Raw genomic sequence first — 15,460 nt, 5'->3', positions numbered from 1 at the left:
CCAGTTTACAAATGAAGAAGCCCCGGCAAAGCGGGGCTTCGAAAAGATCGAAGTGACTGGCTCAGGCCGGGGTCACATTGACCGTGTGCTTGTTCAGTGCACCCTTGGTACCGAACGACACGTGGCCGTCGACCAGGGCGAACAGCGTGTGGTCCTTGCCCACGCCGACGTTGACGCCGGGGTGGAACTGGGTACCGCGCTGGCGCACGATGATCGAGCCTGCGCTGATCAGTTCACCGCCAAAAGCCTTCACGCCGAGCATCTTGGGCTTCGAATCGCGCCCGTTTCGCGTAGAGCCGCCGCCTTTTTTCTGTGCCATGGAATCAGCTCCTTAGCCGGCGATCGCGCCGATTTGCAGCTCGGTGAACTGCTGGCGATGGCCTTGACGTTTCTGATAGTGCTTGCGACGGCGCATCTTGAAGATGCGAACCTTGTCGTGCTTGCCGTGCGACAGTACCGTGACTGTCACCGTTGCGCCGGACACCAGGGGCGTACCAACCTTGATTGCGCTGCCGTCGCCGACTGCGAGCACTTGGTCGATCACGATTTCCTGGCCTACGTCCGCAGCAATCTGTTCTACTTTAATTTTCTCGCCGGAAGCAACGCGATACTGCTTGCCGCCGGTTTTTATGACCGCGTACATGTTGACCTCTTGGGAATAAGATGGCTCCGCGGCGAATTCCGCAGAGCCCTAGATTCTAGCACGAGAGGCGTTTCTTGGGCCACGGGGCGGAAGCGGAGCCGAATCGGGCGGATTCGTCTCCCTATAATCCGTGACTTCAGCCCTGCGCCATCGTCGCATCTCACGCAGCGCGCAAGCGCCCTTGCTTTGTCAGTTCCCGCCGCCGACACCTCCCCCGCCGCTGCCGTTCTCGACCTCATCGCCGAAGACATGGCGGGAGTCGACCGCGTCATCAGCCGCCGCCTCGACACTGGCGTGCCGCTGGTCCGCCAAGTATCCAGATACATCATTTCCGCAGGCGGCAAGCGCTTGCGACCCGCCTTGCTCCTTCTCATGGCCGGCGCGCTCGGCTACCGCGAGGAGCAACGCTTCAACCTCGCTGCGGTTGTCGAATTCATTCACACGGCGACCCTGCTGCACGACGACGTCGTGGACGAATCCACCCTTCGCCGCGGCCGTCCGACAGCCAACGAGTCGTTCGGAAACCCGGCCAGCGTTCTCGTCGGAGACTTCCTCTATTCCCGCGCTTTCCAGATGATGCTGGACGCCAACGACGTCCGGGTCATGGAAATCCTTGCAGACGCGACCAACGTCATTGCCGAGGGCGAAGTGCTTCAGTTGATGAACATGCACGACGCATCTCTCGACGAGGAGGCCTACCTTCGGGTGATTCGCTCGAAGACAGCCAAGCTGTTCGAAGCAAGCACGCGGCTCGCCGCCGTGCTGGCCGGCGCAGGGCCTGAAGTCGAACAAGCTTGTGCGACCTACGGACAGGCGCTCGGCACCGCCTTCCAGGTCATCGACGACGTGCTCGACTACGCCGGAAACGCCAACGAGACCGGCAAGAACGTGGGCGACGACCTCCGCGAAGGCAAGACCACGCTCCCGCTGATTCTTGCCATGCAACGAGGCACGCCGGAACAGCGCGACCTGATCCGCGCGGCCATCGAAGCAGGCGACACGACGCAACTGCCCCAGATCGTGGCCATCGTGCGCGAAACGGGGGCTCTCGAAGCCACGCGCGCAGCGGCCGCCGCAGAGGCCCAACGCGCGATGGACGCACTTCGTGGTTTTCCTGCAAATCCGCACTCCGCGGGTTTGCTACAATTAGCGGCTCAGTTGCTTGAGCGACGCGCCTAAGTCACCACGAAGGACGACTCTCTTTTCTTGCAACCATCGGGGTGTAGCTTAGCCTGGTAGAGCGCTACGTTCGGGACGTAGAGGCCGGAGGTTCGAATCCTCTCACCCCGACCAGCCTTTTCGGGCTGTAATTGCCAAATGCTGCGCGATCAAAGCGCGCGCAGCGGTTTACAGTCCTTAGGCGATCAGCGATGATCGTGAAGCAATTTTTCACGTCTCTTACATTCGTTGAATGGCCGCTGCCGAACCCCTCGTCAAAGAAAGCTCGTCGATCGCCCTCCCCGGGCTCGCACGCGCGCTGGTCTCGGCCGGAAAGCTTGCCGCGAAGGCCGCGGAAGACATCTACCAGAAGTCCCTGAGCGGGCGCACCAGCTTCATTGCGGAACTGACCGGCACCGGCGCCGTGTCGGCGGCCGATCTGGCCCACACGCTGTCGAGCGCGTTTGGCGCCCCCCTCCTCGATCTCGATGCCATTGATCCGCAACGGCTTCCGAAGGACCTTCTCGACGCGAAGCTGTGCCAAGCGTATCGAGTCGTCGTCCTGAGCAAGCGCAACAATCGTCTCATTGTTGCAACAGCCGACCCTTCCGATCAGCAGGCCGCCGAAAAAATCAAGTTCGCGTCCCAGATGGGCGTGGACTGGGTCATCGCGGAGTACGACAAGCTCTCCCGCATGATCGAGGCGGCGGCGGTCACCGCCTCCGAAACCATCGACAGCATCATCGGCGCGGAGTTCGAATTCGACGATGTCTCCGCGGATACGTCCAGCGAGGCCAACGACCCGGCAGTCGCCGAGGTCGAGGACGCGCCCGTCGTCCGTTTCCTGCACAAGATGCTTCTCGACGCATTCAGCATGCGTGCGTCGGACATTCACTTCGAGCCCTACGAGCACAACTACCGCGTTCGCTTCCGCATCGACGGCGAGTTGCGCGAGATCGCAAGCCCGCCAACGGTCATCAAGGACAAGCTGGCTTCGCGCATCAAGGTCATTTCCCGGCTGGACATTTCCGAGAAGCGTGTTCCGCAAGACGGCCGGATGAAGCTCAAGATCGGTCCGGAACGCGTGATCGATTTTCGGGTGAGCACCTTGCCCACGCTGTTCGGCGAGAAGATCGTGATCCGTATCCTGGATCCGAGCAGCGCGCGCCTCGGTATCGATGCACTCGGCTACGACGCGGATGAGAAAGAGCGTCTGCTCAACGCCATCGGGCGCCCCTACGGGATGGTGCTGGTCACCGGGCCGACCGGCTCCGGCAAGACCGTGTCGCTCTACACCTGCCTGAACCTGCTCAACAAGCCCGGCGTGAACATCGCCACGGCGGAAGATCCGTCGGAAATCAACCTGCCGGGCGTCAATCAGGTCAATGTGAACGAGCGGGCGGGCCTGACCTTCGCGACTGCGCTGCGGGCCTTCCTGCGGCAGGATCCAGACATCATCATGGTCGGCGAAATCCGCGATCTCGAGACCGCCGACATCTCGATCAAGGCTGCGCAGACGGGCCACCTGGTCCTCTCGACGCTGCACACCAACGATGCGCCCACGACCCTCACACGGATGCGCAACATGGGCATCGCGCCCTTCAACATCGCATCCAGCGTCATCCTGATCACCGCGCAGCGGCTTGCACGGCGCCTGTGCACCGTGTGCCGCGCACCTGCCGACCTGCCGAAACAGGCGTTGCTCGATGCCGGCTTCAAGCCGCACGAACTGGACAACTCCTGGAAGCCCTATCACCCGGTCGGCTGCTCGGCGTGCAATGGCGGATACAAGGGTCGTGTCGGCATCTACCAGGTGATGCCGATCAGCGAAGAGATCCAGAAGATCATTCTTCGCGATGGAAGCGCGCTCGACATCGCGCGGCAGGCCGAGACCGAGGGCGTGCGCTCGCTGCGTCAATCGGGCCTGAAAAAAGTCATGCAGGGACTGACCTCACTGGAAGAAGTGCTTGCAGTCACCAACGAATAGCATCGAGAAGCGGAGATTCAATGGCAACGGCAGCAGCATCCAACCGAACGTTCAAGGAATATGTCTTTGAGTGGGAGGGCAAGGACCGCAACGGCAAGACGGTACGCGGCGAAGTGCGTGCCGCCGGCGAAAACCAGGTGCAGGCGGCGCTGCGGCGCCAGGGCGTGCTCACGACGAAGATCAAGAAGCGGCGCATGCGCTCCGGCAAGGCGATCAAGCCGAAGGACATCGCGATCTTCACCCGCCAGTTGGCCACCATGATGAAGGCTGGCGTGCCCCTGCTGCAGGCGTTCGACATCGTGGGCCGCGGCAATGCGAATCCCAGCGTGGCGAAGCTGCTCAACGACATTCGCAGCGACGTGGAAACAGGCACATCGCTGTCGTCCGCGTTCCGCAAGTTCCCGAAATACTTCGACAGCCTCTACTGCAACCTGGTCGAAGCCGGCGAGGCCGCGGGTATTCTGGAAGACCTTCTCGACCGCCTTGCCACCTACATGGAAAAGACGGAGGCGATCAAGTCGAAGATTAAGTCGGCGCTGATGTATCCGACGTCCGTGGTCGTCGTGGCGTTCGTCGTCGTGGCGATCATCATGATTTTCGTGATCCCGGCATTCAAGCAGGTGTTCACCTCCTTCGGCGCGGACCTGCCGGCTCCGACGCTGTTCGTCATGGCGCTCAGCGAGTTCTTCGTGGCCTATTGGTGGTTGATCTTCGGCGTGATCGGCGGCGGCCTCTATTTCTTCATTCAGGCCTGGAAGCGCAACGAACGCGTTCAACAGGTCATGGATCGCCTCCTTTTGCGCCTGCCGATCTTTGGTGCCCTGATCGACAAATCGTGTGTCGCGCGCTGGACCCGGACGCTGGCGACCATGTTCGCCGCTGGCGTGCCGCTGGTCGAGGCGCTCGATTCCGTGGGTGGCGCATCCGGCAATTCGGTGTACGCGGAAGCCACCAGCAAGATCCAGCAGGAGGTCTCGACCGGAACCAGCCTCACGGCGGCGATGACCAATGCCAACCTGTTCCCGTCGATGGTGCTGCAGATGACCGCCATCGGCGAGGAATCGGGCTCGATCGACCACATGCTGGGCAAAGCCGCCGACTTCTACGAATCCGAAGTCGACGACATGGTTGCCGGCCTTTCCAGCCTGATGGAACCCATCATCATCGTGTTCCTGGGGGTGATCATCGGCGGGATCGTGGTCTCGATGTACCTGCCCATCTTCAAGCTCGGCCAGGTCGTCTGATGCTGGTTTCGCAGGGGGTGGACGCCGCACTGGCGGGTGTGCTGGGGCTCTTGATCGGCAGTTTCCTCAATGTCGTGATCTATCGCCTGCCCAAGATGCTCGAAGCACAATGGGCGGCAGAATGCGCGGGTGCCGAAGGCGGCGACGCCGCACCTGCCGAGCGGTTCAATCTGATGGTGCCGCATTCGCGCTGCCAGCAATGCGGGCACGCGATCCGCTGGTATGAGAATGTCCCCGTCCTGAGCTATCTCATGCTCCGCGGAAAGTGCTCCGCATGCAGGACGCCGATCAGCATGCGCTACCCCGTGGTCGAACTGGTGACCGGTGCGCTTTTCGCCTGGTGCGTCTGGCGCATGCCTGGGCAAATCGGCAGCCTCGCATGGTGCGGCTTCGCGGCGGCGCTGCTTGCGTTGGCGCTCATCGACTGGGACACCACCCTGCTGCCGGATGACATCACTCTCCCTTTGCTGTGGGCTGGCCTGCTGGCCTCCATCGCTGGCTTCAGCGGCGTACCGCTGGCAAGCGCTGTCTGGGGTGCGGTGGCGGGCTACCTCTCGCTATGGGCCGTCTACTGGCTTTTCAAGCTGACCACGGGCAAGGAAGGCATGGGCTACGGCGACTTCAAGCTCTTCGCAGCTTTCGGCGCATGGTTCGGATGGCAGGCACTGGTGCCGATCATTCTGATGGCGTCGGTCATCGGCGTGGTTGTCGGTCTCGCGCTCAAGTTCAGCAGCGGATTGCGTGAAGGTGGCTATGTGCCCTTCGGTCCGTTCCTGGCTGGTGCCGGCTTTACGGCCATGATCTTCGGACCGGACGCGATCCTCCGCGTGGCCGGCCTTTGAGGGCCTGAAGCCATGCGCATCGGCTTGACCGGCGGCATCGGCAGCGGCAAGAGCACTGTCGCGACGATGCTGGTCTCGCTGGGTGCGAAGCTGGTCGACACCGATGCGATTGCGCGATCCGTCGCCGAGCCGCAGGGGGCCGCCATGCCGGCGCTCGAAGCGGAATTCGGTCGATCCATCCTCGCCGAGGATGGCGGTCTGGACAGGGCGCGCATGCGAAGCCTCGTGTTCGCCGATGCTCAAGCCAAGAAGCGGCTCGAGGCGATCCTGCATCCGCTGATCGGCGCGGAGTGCGAGCGGCAGGCGGCAACTGCAGCCACCGGGCAACCCATCGTGTTCGACGTGCCGCTACTGGTCGAATCAAGACGCTGGCGCGCCCTCGTCGACAGGGTGCTGGTGATCGACGCCACAGAAGAAACCCAGTTGCGTCGCGTGCTGGCTCGTTCGGGATGGGCGGCCGATGCCGTTCGCTCCGTCATCGCGCAACAGGCCAACCGCGCCCAACGCCGGGCGGCGGCCGATGCGGTGATCTTCAACGAGAACCTGTCGATGCCGGAACTCGCGTGCGATGTTCGGGATCTGTGGAGTCGGTGGACTGGTATCGTCGCGCGATAATCGGCCGGCCACCAACCGGCCCCTGCGCCAGACAACAAGAATGCGGAGCGCGAGACGGCTCCGCGCGCCACCTCCCACAAGATGCTCTTCAATTCGTACGCGTTCATCTTTTGCTTTTTCCCGATCGTCTTTTTCGGGTTTTTCCTGATCGGTAAACGGAACGCGCGTGCAGCAGCAGGCTTTCTCGCGCTGGCGTCGCTGTTCTTCTATGGCTGGTGGAGCGTTCAGGCGCTTCCGCTGCTGGTCGGATCCATCTGCTTCAACTACTGGGCGGGACTGCGTCTGACGCGAGGCCCGGGACGAACCGATGCCGGGCGAAAACGCATGCTGGTGTTTGCGCTGGTGGTCAATCTCGGGGTGCTGGCCACCTTCAAGTACGCGAATTTCTTCGTCAGCAATGTGAATGAGGGACTCGCGGCAGCCGGCCTCTCTCCGTTGCCGCTTCTGCACGTGGCGCTGCCGATCGGCATTTCCTTCTACACGTTCACGCAGATCGCCTTTCTCGTCGATTGCTGGCAGGACAAGGTCCACGAGCGCAGTTTCGTGCACTACGTGCTCTTCGTGACCTATTTCCCGCACCTGATCGCCGGGCCGGTGCTCCATCACGCGCAGATGATGCCGCAGTTCGCGAATCCGGCGACCTACCGAATGGACCTGAACAAGGTCTCGCTGGGCCTCGCGATCTTCGTCTTCGGCCTGGCCAAGAAACTGCTTATCGGCGATCGGATGGGGGAGTACGCGGACCTGATGTTCACAGGCGTCCACAACGGCACCGTTCCGACGCTCTACACCGCGTGGCTTGGGGTGATGGCCTATACGCTGCAAATCTATTTCGACTTTTCGGGGTACTCGGACATGGCCGTGGGCCTGTCGCTGTGCCTGGGTGTGCAGTTGCCGCTCAACTTCAATTCGCCCTACAAGTCGACCAGCATCATCGAGTTCTGGCGCCGCTGGCACATTTCGTTGTCCACCTTCCTGCGCGACTACCTCTACGTGCCCCTGGGCGGAAACCGAAAAGGTCCGGCACGGCGATATCTGAATCTTTTCCTCACCATGCTCCTGGGTGGTCTCTGGCACGGCGCCGCGTGGACTTTCGTGATCTGGGGCGCCCTGCACGGCACCTTCCTGATGATCAACCATCTCTGGAATGCGAAGGTGCGACGCAACGCCAAACCCGGGCGCCTGGCACGCGTGCTCGGCTGGTTCGTGACCTTCATCTGCGTGATGATCGCGTGGGTGGTCTTCCGCGCCGAAAGCATGAATGCGGCGATGGACATCTACAAGGGCATGCTGGGGATGCACGGTACCGAGCTTGTGGCCTTCCATGAATTCGGGCCGGTCCCGATCCGGAAGCCGGAGTTCTTCCAGACCATGCTGGTGGGTCTGTTCATCTGCCTCGCACTGCCGCCCACCATCACGCTGCAGCGCTGGGTGCCTCAAGCCCAGGCGCTGGCCGGTCGCCCACGCGTCGCGAGGATCTTCACCGGCTTCATGGCGCTCGCGACAGTGATCCTGCTCGGCCTCTGCGTGTCGAAGCTGGGCTCCTACAGCCCGTTCCTCTATTTTCAGTTCTGAGTTCCGATATGACGCCTGCAAAACTCTGGCTGCAGATATTCCTGGCCGGCTTCGCGGTCATCGTTGCGCTACTGGTCACCACCTTGGCCACGACGCCCCCCTATGGCGACCTGTCCCGGATCGGCCAGCTTTCGGATTACGAGTTCGGCTGGCAACTCGATCAGCCGCACGTCGAACCGAAATACCTCCGCGCCTCCCCGGTCACTGAAGCGGACATCCTTGTCATAGGAGACAGTTTCTCCATGATTTACCGTTGGCAGTCTGTCCTGACCAAGGCAGGCTACCGCGTCACGACGATCTATTGGGGACAACTCAACGAAGCCCTCTGTGACGATTTCGACGCCTGGCTCGACCGCGCAGGATTTCGTGGGAAGTTGGTCATTCTCGAAAGCGTCGAACGCCTGCTCGGCGAGCGCCTGACCAAAACACAAAAATGCACCAAGATGCAACGGCCTTTCGAAGCCCGGCTCGATCCCTTCACCTCGCCTACGGAAAAGGTGCCAGGATTCGAGCTCAACTGGAAGGGCAAGCTGACCTCGGGCTATGTCACTTACAGAAACACGCGCAGGGCAAAGGGAACGGCTGGCGAGACCCTCGCGGGCAAGCAGACCTGGGCCCGGCCCGTTGTCGACGGCTGTTCAATGTTCAGCAATCGACTGTGCAACAAGGCACTATTCTTCCGGGACGATGACGATAACGGCGAACTCACCCCGGAACACGTGGAGCAGATGCGCGCCTTCGGCGCTGCCCATACCGCTCGCTCGATCATCTGGATGGTGATTCCCAACAAGACGACGATCTATGTCAACCCGGACCATTCGAAAGACTTTGTGAATGCGTTCAGGGGCACCGGCCTGGGTCCCGACCTTTTCGGATTCGCCTTGGAACAAAAAGAGAAGGTCCGTGACTTCTATTTTCCCAATGACACGCACTTGTCACTGCGCGGGCAATTGCTCGTCGGGCAGCGCATGCTGGAGGCGGTACGCAAGATCCTGCCCGAGCCGCCTGCCAAGGCGTCTTGAAGCTATCATTCCGACAGGAAGCCCTCACGCGTGATCCTTTACGAGTACCCATTCAACGAGCGCATCCGGACCTACTTGCGGCTGGAGCACCTGTTTCGCCGTCTTGGGGAGCTGGTGCCTGCCGACTCGGCCCTCTTGCACCACTACGCACTCGTCACGATCTTCGAGATCATGGACGTGGCTGCGCGCGCCGACCTGAAGGCCGATGTCCTGAGGGACCTGGACAAGCACAAGAATGTGTTCAACAGCTACCGCGGGAATCCGGCGATCGCCGAAACGGTGCTGGATCAGGTGGTGGGCAAGCTGGAGAGCAACTTCAACACGCTCAACACGGTTCCCGGCAAGGCCGGCCAGGCATTGACCGAGAACGAGTGGCTGATGAGCATCCGCAGTCGTGCCAGCATTCCGGGTGGCACCTGCGAATTCGATCTGCCGGCGTATTACGCGTGGCAAAACCGCCGCGCCCCGGAGCGGCGCGCCGACCTCGAGCGCTGGTCCTCCACGCTCTCGCCGCTGGCGGAGTCCATCTATCTGCTGCTGAAGCTCCTGCGAGATGCCGACGTTCCCTACAAGGTCATCGCAACGAACGGACAGTTCCAGCAGACCCTGCCGCAGGGCCGGAGCTTCCAGCTCCTGCGTCTGCGCATCGACCCCAAGCTCGGCCTGATTCCGGAAATCAGCGGCAATCGGCTGATGGTGTCCGTCCGGCTGATGCGCCACGAAGCTGACGACCGCCTGCACCACAGCACGGATGACACACCTTTCGAACTGACTCTCTGCGCATGAGCGGCACCAACACCTTCGGCGAGCGGATCGTGCGCTGCCCGGCGTGCGGCCAGGACAGCATCTACGCTCCGAGCAACCCCTACCGGCCTTTCTGCAGCGCCCGCTGCAAGGGAATCGACCTGGGCGCCTGGGCCAGCGAGGAATTCAGGATGCCGGCAGACGCGCCGCCGGACGAAGATCCGTTCGGCGACCCCAAGCGTCAGCAATAGCTCGCCAGCGCGAGCAGCGGATAGCGCTCAGCGCCTTACCGCATCAGGATCGGGCAGGCCGCGCTCGTCGGCAAGCCATCCCAGGACGGGCAGCGCGCCCGGAAGTACGGGTTCCACCTCGAGCGGCAATTGCTGCCAACACATCGACTGGCCTTCGCGCATCTCGAAGTCGCCGTCCCAAGCCTTGACCTTGCACCAGTGAAGGCGCACCAGCGCATGCGGGTAGTCGTGCTCGGTGACCCGCCACACTTCGGCACCAGCGATGGTGATCCCGAGCTCCTCGTGCAATTCGCGCCGCAAGGCCTGCTCGACCGACTCACCCGCCTCGATCTTGCCGCCGGGAAACTCCCAGTAGCCGGCGTAGGGCTTGCCTTCCGGCCGGGTCGAAAGCAACAGGGCATCGTCCTCACGGATCAGGATGCCAACGGCCACTTCGGTGTGCTTGCGCGAATCCGGCGTCATCACGGGCCTCAAGCGGCAGCGCGCCCTGCGTAGTCGCGCGCGAACTGGTAGGCCACGCGCCCGCTGCGCGAGCCCCGCTCGAGCGCCCAGACGAGCGCCTCCGGCCGAGCGGCTTCGATGGCCTTCGCGTCCACCCCGAAGGAAGACAGCCATTGCGCGACGATCGTCAGGTATTCGTTCTGGCTGAACGGGTAGAAACTCACCCAGAGACCGAAGCGCTCGGAGAGCGAGATCTTTTCCTCGATCACCTCACCGGGATGCACTTCGCCGTCCTCGGTGTGCGTGTAGCTGAGGTTTTCCTTCATGTACTCGGGCAGCAGATGGCGCCGATTGCTGGTCGCGTAGATCAGCACATTCGGCGTGGCCGCGGCGATGGAGCCGTCGAGGATCGACTTGAGCGCCTTGTAGCCCGGCTCACCCTCGTCGAAGCTCAGGTCGTCGCTGAAGACGATGAACTTCTCGGGCCGATTCGAAACCACCTCGACGATGTCCGGCAGGTCCGTGAGTTCGGCCTTGTCGACTTCGATGAGGCGCAAGCCCTGCGACGCGTAGGCCTGCAGGCAGGCGCGGATCAGCGACGATTTGCCGGTGCCGCGGGCGCCGGTCAGCAGCACGTTGTTGGCTGGCTTGCCTTCGACGAACTGCCGCGTGTTGCGCTCGATCTTTTCTTTCTGGACGTCGATTTCCTTCAGCGCGTCGAGCGGCATCGTTGCCACATGACGCACCGGCTCCAGCGTGCCATGGCCCGAACTGCGCCGACGGTAGCGCCAGGCGATGGAGGCACTCCAGTCGGTGGGTGCTGCCAGGGGCTGCGGAAGGATGGATTCGATGCGGCTGATCAGTTGTTCGGCGCGCTCGATCAGGCGTTCGAATTTCTCGTTCATGACCGGTAGTCGGCGTTGATCGACACGTAGTCGTGGCTGAGGTCGCAAGTCCAGACCGTATCGGCGGCATCGCCACGGCCGAGCGCGATGCGCACGGTGATTTCGCTTTGCTTCATGACGCGCTGGCCATCCTCCTCGCGGTAGGTGGGGTTGCGCCCCCCCTTGACGGCCACGTGGACGTCATCGAGATAGAGATCGATGCCGGTCTGGTCCAGATCGGCAATGCCCGCGTAGCCGACAGCGGCCAGGATGCGGCCGAGATTCGGGTCGCTCGCGTAGAACGCCGTCTTGACCAGCGGCGAATGCGCGACCGCATAGGCCACCTGGCGGCACTCCGCCGCGTCGCGTCCACCTTCGACACGGATGGTGATGAACTTGGTCGCGCCTTCGCCGTCGCGCACGATGGCCTGCGCCAATTGGCGCGCGACGCCCTGCATGGCTTCCAGCAAGGCGCGTCCCTCGGCGGATTCGAGCGAGGTGATGGTGCCGTGATCGGCCTTCTGCGTGGCGATGACCACGAAGGAATCGTTGGTCGACGTATCGCCATCGATCGTCACCCGATTGAACGATGCGTCGGCCAGGGCCTTCGCGAGCGGCTGGATCAGCGAAGCATCGATCTTCGCGTCGGTGGCCATGAAGCCAAGCATCGTCGCCATGTTGGGGCGGATCATGCCCGCGCCCTTGCTGATGCCGGTGATCGTGACGGTGGCGCCGCCGATCTGCACCTGCTGGCTGAAGGCCTTCGGCACCGTGTCGGTCGTCATGATGCCTTCGGCCGCGCGCGCCCAGTTCGATGGCGAAGCATCGGCCAGCGCGGCGGGCAGCCCCGCCTCGATCCGGTCGATCGGCAACGGCTCCATGATCACGCCGGTAGAGAAAGGCAGGATCTGCTCCGGCGCGAGATTGAGCTTGCGGGCCAGCGCGATACACGTGGCACGCGCACGCGCCAATCCGTCCTCGCCCGTGCCGGCGTTCGCATTGCCGGTGTTGATCAGCATGGCGCGAACGCCGAAATTCGCGGCCAGGTGGTCACGGCAAAGCTGGACGGGCGCGGCACAGAAGCGGTTCTGCGTGAACACGCCGCCCACGGCGGCGCCTTCGTCGATCAGCACCACCGTCAGGTCCTTGCGATTGGCCTTGCGAACGCCGGCTTCGGCAACGCCGATGCGGACGCCGGGCACCGCGTGCAACGCTGCGGGATCGGGAGCGGAAAGATTCACGGGCATGGATGAGTCCTGCTGACGGATACGGATATCAGGTGAGCTTGCCGTGGCATTGCTTGAACTTCTTGCCACTGCCGCAAGGACAAGGATCGTTGCGGCCCACGCGCGCAAACGCGGCCGCGCCGGCGCTCAGGCCACTCGCGGCCTGGCGGCGCAGGCTTTCTTCATCGACACGCACTTCGACTTCGCCGGTCTCCGTGGGCGCGGTGTAGGTGATGTTCGCCACGTTTTCGCCGCGGCTTTCCATCGCCTCGGCGGCTTGTTCGAGTTGCTCGGTGGACTGCACGCGCACGGTCATGAGCTGACGCGTGACTTCGTTCTTGACCGAATCGAGCAACTGGCCGAAGAGCTCGAAAGCTTCGCGCTTGTATTCCTGCTTGGGTTGCTTCTGCGCGTAGCCGCGAAGGTGGATGCCCTGGCGGAGGTAGTCGAGCGAAGCCAGGTGCTCGCGCCAATGCGTGTCGATGCTCTGCAGCAGGACCATGCGCTCGAATTGCGTGAAGTTCTCCTGGCCGATCAGCGAGACCTTGGCGTTGAATGCCTCGTTGGCCGCGGAGACGACCTTCTCGACCACGTCTTCGTCGCCGATGGCCGTCGCAGCTTCCACTTCCTTGCGAAGCGGCATGTCCATGTGCCATTCGTCGGCAAGCACCTTCTCGAGACCGGCGAGGTCCCATTGCTCTTCGACCGATTCGTTGGGCACGTACTGGCGAACCAAGTCCGCAAAGCAGCCTTCGCGCAACCCTTCGATCTGCGCAGTCAGGTCGCCCGCATCGAGAATGTCGTTGCGCTGCTGGTAGATGACCTTGCGCTGGTCGTTCGACACGTCGTCGTACTCGAGCAATTGCTTGCGCACGTCGAAGTTGCGCGCCTCGACCTTGCGCTGCGCACTCTCGATGCTGCGCGTGACGATGCCGGCTTCGATCGCCTCGCCGTCGGGCATCTTGAGGCGGTCCATGATCGCCTTCACGCGATCTCCCGCGAAAATGCGCATCAGCGGATCGTCCAGGCTCAGGTAGAAGCGAGAGGAGCCCGGGTCGCCCTGGCGACCCGAACGGCCGCGCAGCTGGTTGTCGATGCGGCGCGACTCGTGACGCTCGGTCGCGATGATGCGCAGGCCGCCCAGCGACTTCACGAACTCGTGGTCCTTGTCCCATTGCGCACGCAGCCGGTCCATCTCCGCGGCCTTCGCTGCGGAATCGAGTTCCTCGCTGGCCTCGACGGCTTCGATCGCCTTCTCGACGTTGCCGCCGAGCACGATGTCGGTACCACGACCCGCCATGTTGGTGGCGATCGTGATCATCTTGGTGCGACCCGCCTGCGCCACGATCTCGGCTTCGCGTGCATGCTGCTTGGCGTTGAGCACCTGATGCGGCAGATTGGCCTTCTCGAGCAGTCCGGCGATGATTTCGGAGTTCTCGATCGACGAGGTGCCGACCAGCACCGGCTGGCCGCGTTCGTAGCACTCGCGAATGTCCTGGATGGCCGCGTCGTACTTTTCGCGGGTGGTCTTGTAGACCCGGTCCAGCTGGTCTTCGCGCTTGCTCGGCCGGTTCGGCGGAATGATCATGGTCTCCAGACCGTAGATCTCCTGGAATTCATAGGCCTCGGTATCGGCCGTGCCGGTCATGCCCGCGAGCTTGGCGTAGAGACGGAAATAGTTCTGGAAAGTGATCGACGCGAGGGTCTGGTTCTCGGCCTGGATTTCGACGCCTTCCTTGGCCTCGACGGCCTGGTGCAGGCCGTCGCTCCAGCGGCGCCCTGTCATCAGGCGACCCGTGAATTCGTCGACGATGACCACTTCGCCCTGTTGCACCACGTAGTGCTGGTCGCGGTGGTAGAGGTGACGTGCACGCAGCGCCGCATTCAGGTGGTGCATCAGCGTGATGTTGGCCGGGTCGTAGAGCGAGGCGCCCTCGGGCAGCAGCTTGAACTCGGAAAGAACCTGCTCCGCCTTCTCATGGCCGTCTTCGGTCATGAACACCTGGTGCGTCTTCTCATCGACGGTGAAGTCGCCGGGCTTGGTGACGCCTTCGCCGGTGCGCGGATCAGCTTCGCCTTCCTGCCGAACCAGCAACGGCACGACCTTGTTGATCGCCAGGTACAGCTCGGTGTGGTCCTCGGCCTGGCCGCTGATGATGAGCGGCGTGCGCGCCTCGTCGATCAGGATGGAGTCCACTTCGTCGACGATGGCGTAGTTCAGCCCGCGCTGGACCCGGTCGCCCGGCTCGTAGACCATGTTGTCGCGCAGGTAGTCGAAGCCGTACTCGTTGTTCGTGCCGTAGGTGATGTCGCTGCCGTAGGCCTGCTGCTTTTCCTCGCGCGGCATCTGCGGCAGGTTGATGCCGACGGAGAGGCCGAGGAAGTTGTAGAGCCGACCCATCCAGGTCGCATCGCGGCTGGCGAGATAGTCATTCACGGTGACCACGTGCACGCCCTTGCCCGTGAGCGCGTTCAGGTACACGGGCAGCGTGGCGGTCAGGGTCTTGCCCTCACCCGTGCGCATTTCCGAAATCTTGCCGTTGTGGAGCGCCATGCCGCCCAGCAGCTGGACATCGAAGTGGCGCATTTTCATGACCCGCTTGGACGCTTCGCGGACTGTGGCGAAGGCCTCAGGCAGCAGGTCGTCGAGCGTCTCGCCCTTGGCGATGCGTTCCTTGAATTCCTGCGTCTTGGCACGCAGCGCATCGTCGTCGAGCTTCTCGAAGGAGGGTTCCAGCGCATTGATGCGTTCGACCGTCTTGCGATACTGCTTCAGGAGCCGGTCATTGCGACTGCCGAAAATTTGAGTCAGGAAATTGGTGGCCATG

Annotated in this window: 15 protein-coding genes and 1 tRNA gene; 10 read left to right on the top strand and 6 right to left on the bottom strand. The window is 62.7% G+C overall.

Translation table 11 applies throughout. The features are described from left to right. Positions 1-61: 61 nt before the first annotated feature. Together rpmA and rplU are read right to left on the bottom strand one after the other, a co-directional pair. On the bottom strand, positions 62-319 hold the full coding sequence (gene rpmA, locus QTH90_RS20270; protein ID WP_093105745.1) for a 50S ribosomal protein L27: 258 nt from the start codon (positions 317-319) through the stop codon (positions 62-64). 12 nt (positions 320-331) lie between these two features. After that, positions 332-643, bottom strand: coding sequence for a 50S ribosomal protein L21 (gene rplU / locus QTH90_RS20265; protein WP_077001508.1), 312 nt, complete (start codon positions 641-643; stop codon positions 332-334). A gap of 186 nt (positions 644-829) precedes the next feature. Between rplU and QTH90_RS20260 the strand changes: the two genes are divergently transcribed. The 10 genes from QTH90_RS20260 to QTH90_RS20215 all read left to right on the top strand — a co-directional run bounded on the left by QTH90_RS20260 (position 830) and on the right by QTH90_RS20215 (position 10,081). Beyond that, positions 830-1,822, top strand: a complete 993-nt coding sequence (locus QTH90_RS20260; RefSeq protein WP_286666371.1) for a polyprenyl synthetase family protein — start codon at positions 830-832, stop codon at positions 1,820-1,822. A gap of 37 nt (positions 1,823-1,859) precedes the next feature. Beyond that, positions 1,860-1,936: transfer RNA gene (locus QTH90_RS20255), tRNA-Pro, on the top strand. Positions 1,937-2,054: 118 nt separating this feature from the next. Then, positions 2,055-3,788, top strand: coding sequence for a type IV-A pilus assembly ATPase PilB (gene pilB, locus QTH90_RS20250; protein ID WP_286666370.1), 1,734 nt, complete (start codon positions 2,055-2,057; stop codon positions 3,786-3,788). 20 nt (positions 3,789-3,808) lie between these two features. Next, on the top strand, positions 3,809-5,032 hold the full coding sequence (locus QTH90_RS20245) for a type II secretion system F family protein (protein ID WP_286666369.1): 1,224 nt from the start codon (positions 3,809-3,811) through the stop codon (positions 5,030-5,032). Next, entirely contained in the window at positions 5,032-5,874 is an 843-nt protein-coding gene (locus QTH90_RS20240) for a prepilin peptidase (protein WP_286666368.1), read from the top strand. The genes QTH90_RS20245 and QTH90_RS20240 overlap by 1 nt, the downstream gene beginning before the upstream one ends. A 12-nt stretch (positions 5,875-5,886) precedes the next feature. After that, positions 5,887-6,489 carry a dephospho-CoA kinase gene (coaE, locus tag QTH90_RS20235; RefSeq protein ID WP_286666367.1) on the top strand — a complete coding sequence of 201 codons (603 nt, stop codon included), beginning with the start codon at positions 5,887-5,889 and terminating at the stop codon, positions 6,487-6,489. Positions 6,490-6,570: 81 nt separating this feature from the next. Then, positions 6,571-8,064 (top strand): MBOAT family O-acyltransferase, encoded by a 1,494-nt coding sequence (locus QTH90_RS20230; protein ID WP_286666366.1) that lies wholly within the window; start codon positions 6,571-6,573, stop codon positions 8,062-8,064. Positions 8,065-8,072: 8 nt separating this feature from the next. Next, positions 8,073-9,086: an alginate O-acetyltransferase AlgX-related protein gene (locus tag QTH90_RS20225; RefSeq protein ID WP_286666365.1), complete on the top strand. Its 1,014-nt coding sequence runs from the start codon at positions 8,073-8,075 to the stop codon at positions 9,084-9,086. A 30-nt stretch (positions 9,087-9,116) separates the two neighbouring features. Next, positions 9,117-9,872 carry a cell division protein ZapD gene (zapD, locus tag QTH90_RS20220; RefSeq protein WP_286666364.1) on the top strand — a complete coding sequence of 252 codons (756 nt, stop codon included), beginning with the start codon at positions 9,117-9,119 and terminating at the stop codon, positions 9,870-9,872. Beyond that, a complete protein-coding gene (locus QTH90_RS20215) occupies positions 9,869-10,081 on the top strand; it encodes a DNA gyrase inhibitor YacG (RefSeq protein ID WP_286666363.1) in 213 nt (70 codons plus the stop codon). Before zapD ends, QTH90_RS20215 begins: the two co-directional genes overlap by 4 nt. Positions 10,082-10,108: 27 nt before the next feature. On the opposite strand, the gene QTH90_RS20210 is transcribed toward QTH90_RS20215, so the two are convergent. Genes QTH90_RS20210 through secA form a run of 4 tightly spaced genes read right to left on the bottom strand, consistent with a single transcriptional unit; the run spans position 10,109 to position 15,459 of the window. After that, positions 10,109-10,543: an NUDIX domain-containing protein gene (locus QTH90_RS20210; RefSeq protein WP_286666362.1), complete on the bottom strand. Its 435-nt coding sequence runs from the start codon at positions 10,541-10,543 to the stop codon at positions 10,109-10,111. Between the two features lie 8 nt (positions 10,544-10,551). Next, positions 10,552-11,427 (bottom strand): ATP-binding protein, encoded by an 876-nt coding sequence (locus tag QTH90_RS20205; protein ID WP_286666361.1) that lies wholly within the window; start codon positions 11,425-11,427, stop codon positions 10,552-10,554. Further along, a complete protein-coding gene (gene argJ / locus QTH90_RS20200) occupies positions 11,424-12,653 on the bottom strand; it encodes a bifunctional glutamate N-acetyltransferase/amino-acid acetyltransferase ArgJ (protein ID WP_286666360.1) in 1,230 nt (409 codons plus the stop codon). The genes QTH90_RS20205 and argJ overlap by 4 nt, the downstream gene beginning before the upstream one ends. 28 nt (positions 12,654-12,681) lie before the next feature. Further along, entirely contained in the window at positions 12,682-15,459 is a 2,778-nt protein-coding gene (gene secA, locus QTH90_RS20195; RefSeq protein WP_286666359.1) for a preprotein translocase subunit SecA, read from the bottom strand. Between the last annotated feature and the right edge of the window lies 1 nt (position 15,460).

This window comes from Variovorax flavidus, assembly GCF_030317145.1.
Classification (GTDB): domain Bacteria; phylum Pseudomonadota; class Gammaproteobacteria; order Burkholderiales; family Burkholderiaceae_C; genus Variovorax; species Variovorax flavidus.
This window is presented reverse-complemented; position numbering and strand designations above follow the sequence as displayed.

Bases quoted from the DNA above. Each gene is read 5' to 3' on its own strand.
- rpmA (WP_093105745.1), bottom strand. From the start codon at position 319: ATGGCACAGAAAAAAGGCGGCGGCTCTACGCGAAACGGGCGCGATTCG.
- rplU (WP_077001508.1), bottom strand. From the start codon at position 643: ATGTACGCGGTCATAAAAACCGGCGGCAAGCAGTATCGCGTTGCTTCC.
- pilB (WP_286666370.1), top strand. From the start codon at position 2,055: ATGGCCGCTGCCGAACCCCTCGTCAAAGAAAGCTCGTCGATCGCCCTC.
- QTH90_RS20245 (WP_286666369.1), top strand. From the start codon at position 3,809: ATGGCAACGGCAGCAGCATCCAACCGAACGTTCAAGGAATATGTCTTT.
- QTH90_RS20240 (WP_286666368.1), top strand. From the start codon at position 5,032: ATGCTGGTTTCGCAGGGGGTGGACGCCGCACTGGCGGGTGTGCTGGGG.
- coaE (WP_286666367.1), top strand. From the start codon at position 5,887: ATGCGCATCGGCTTGACCGGCGGCATCGGCAGCGGCAAGAGCACTGTC.
- QTH90_RS20230 (WP_286666366.1), top strand. From the start codon at position 6,571: ATGCTCTTCAATTCGTACGCGTTCATCTTTTGCTTTTTCCCGATCGTC.
- QTH90_RS20225 (WP_286666365.1), top strand. From the start codon at position 8,073: ATGACGCCTGCAAAACTCTGGCTGCAGATATTCCTGGCCGGCTTCGCG.
- QTH90_RS20215 (WP_286666363.1), top strand. From the start codon at position 9,869: ATGAGCGGCACCAACACCTTCGGCGAGCGGATCGTGCGCTGCCCGGCG.
- QTH90_RS20210 (WP_286666362.1), bottom strand. From the start codon at position 10,543: ATGACGCCGGATTCGCGCAAGCACACCGAAGTGGCCGTTGGCATCCTG.
- QTH90_RS20205 (WP_286666361.1), bottom strand. From the start codon at position 11,427: ATGAACGAGAAATTCGAACGCCTGATCGAGCGCGCCGAACAACTGATC.
- argJ (WP_286666360.1), bottom strand. From the start codon at position 12,653: ATGCCCGTGAATCTTTCCGCTCCCGATCCCGCAGCGTTGCACGCGGTG.
- secA (WP_286666359.1), bottom strand. From the start codon at position 15,459: ATGGCCACCAATTTCCTGACTCAAATTTTCGGCAGTCGCAATGACCGG.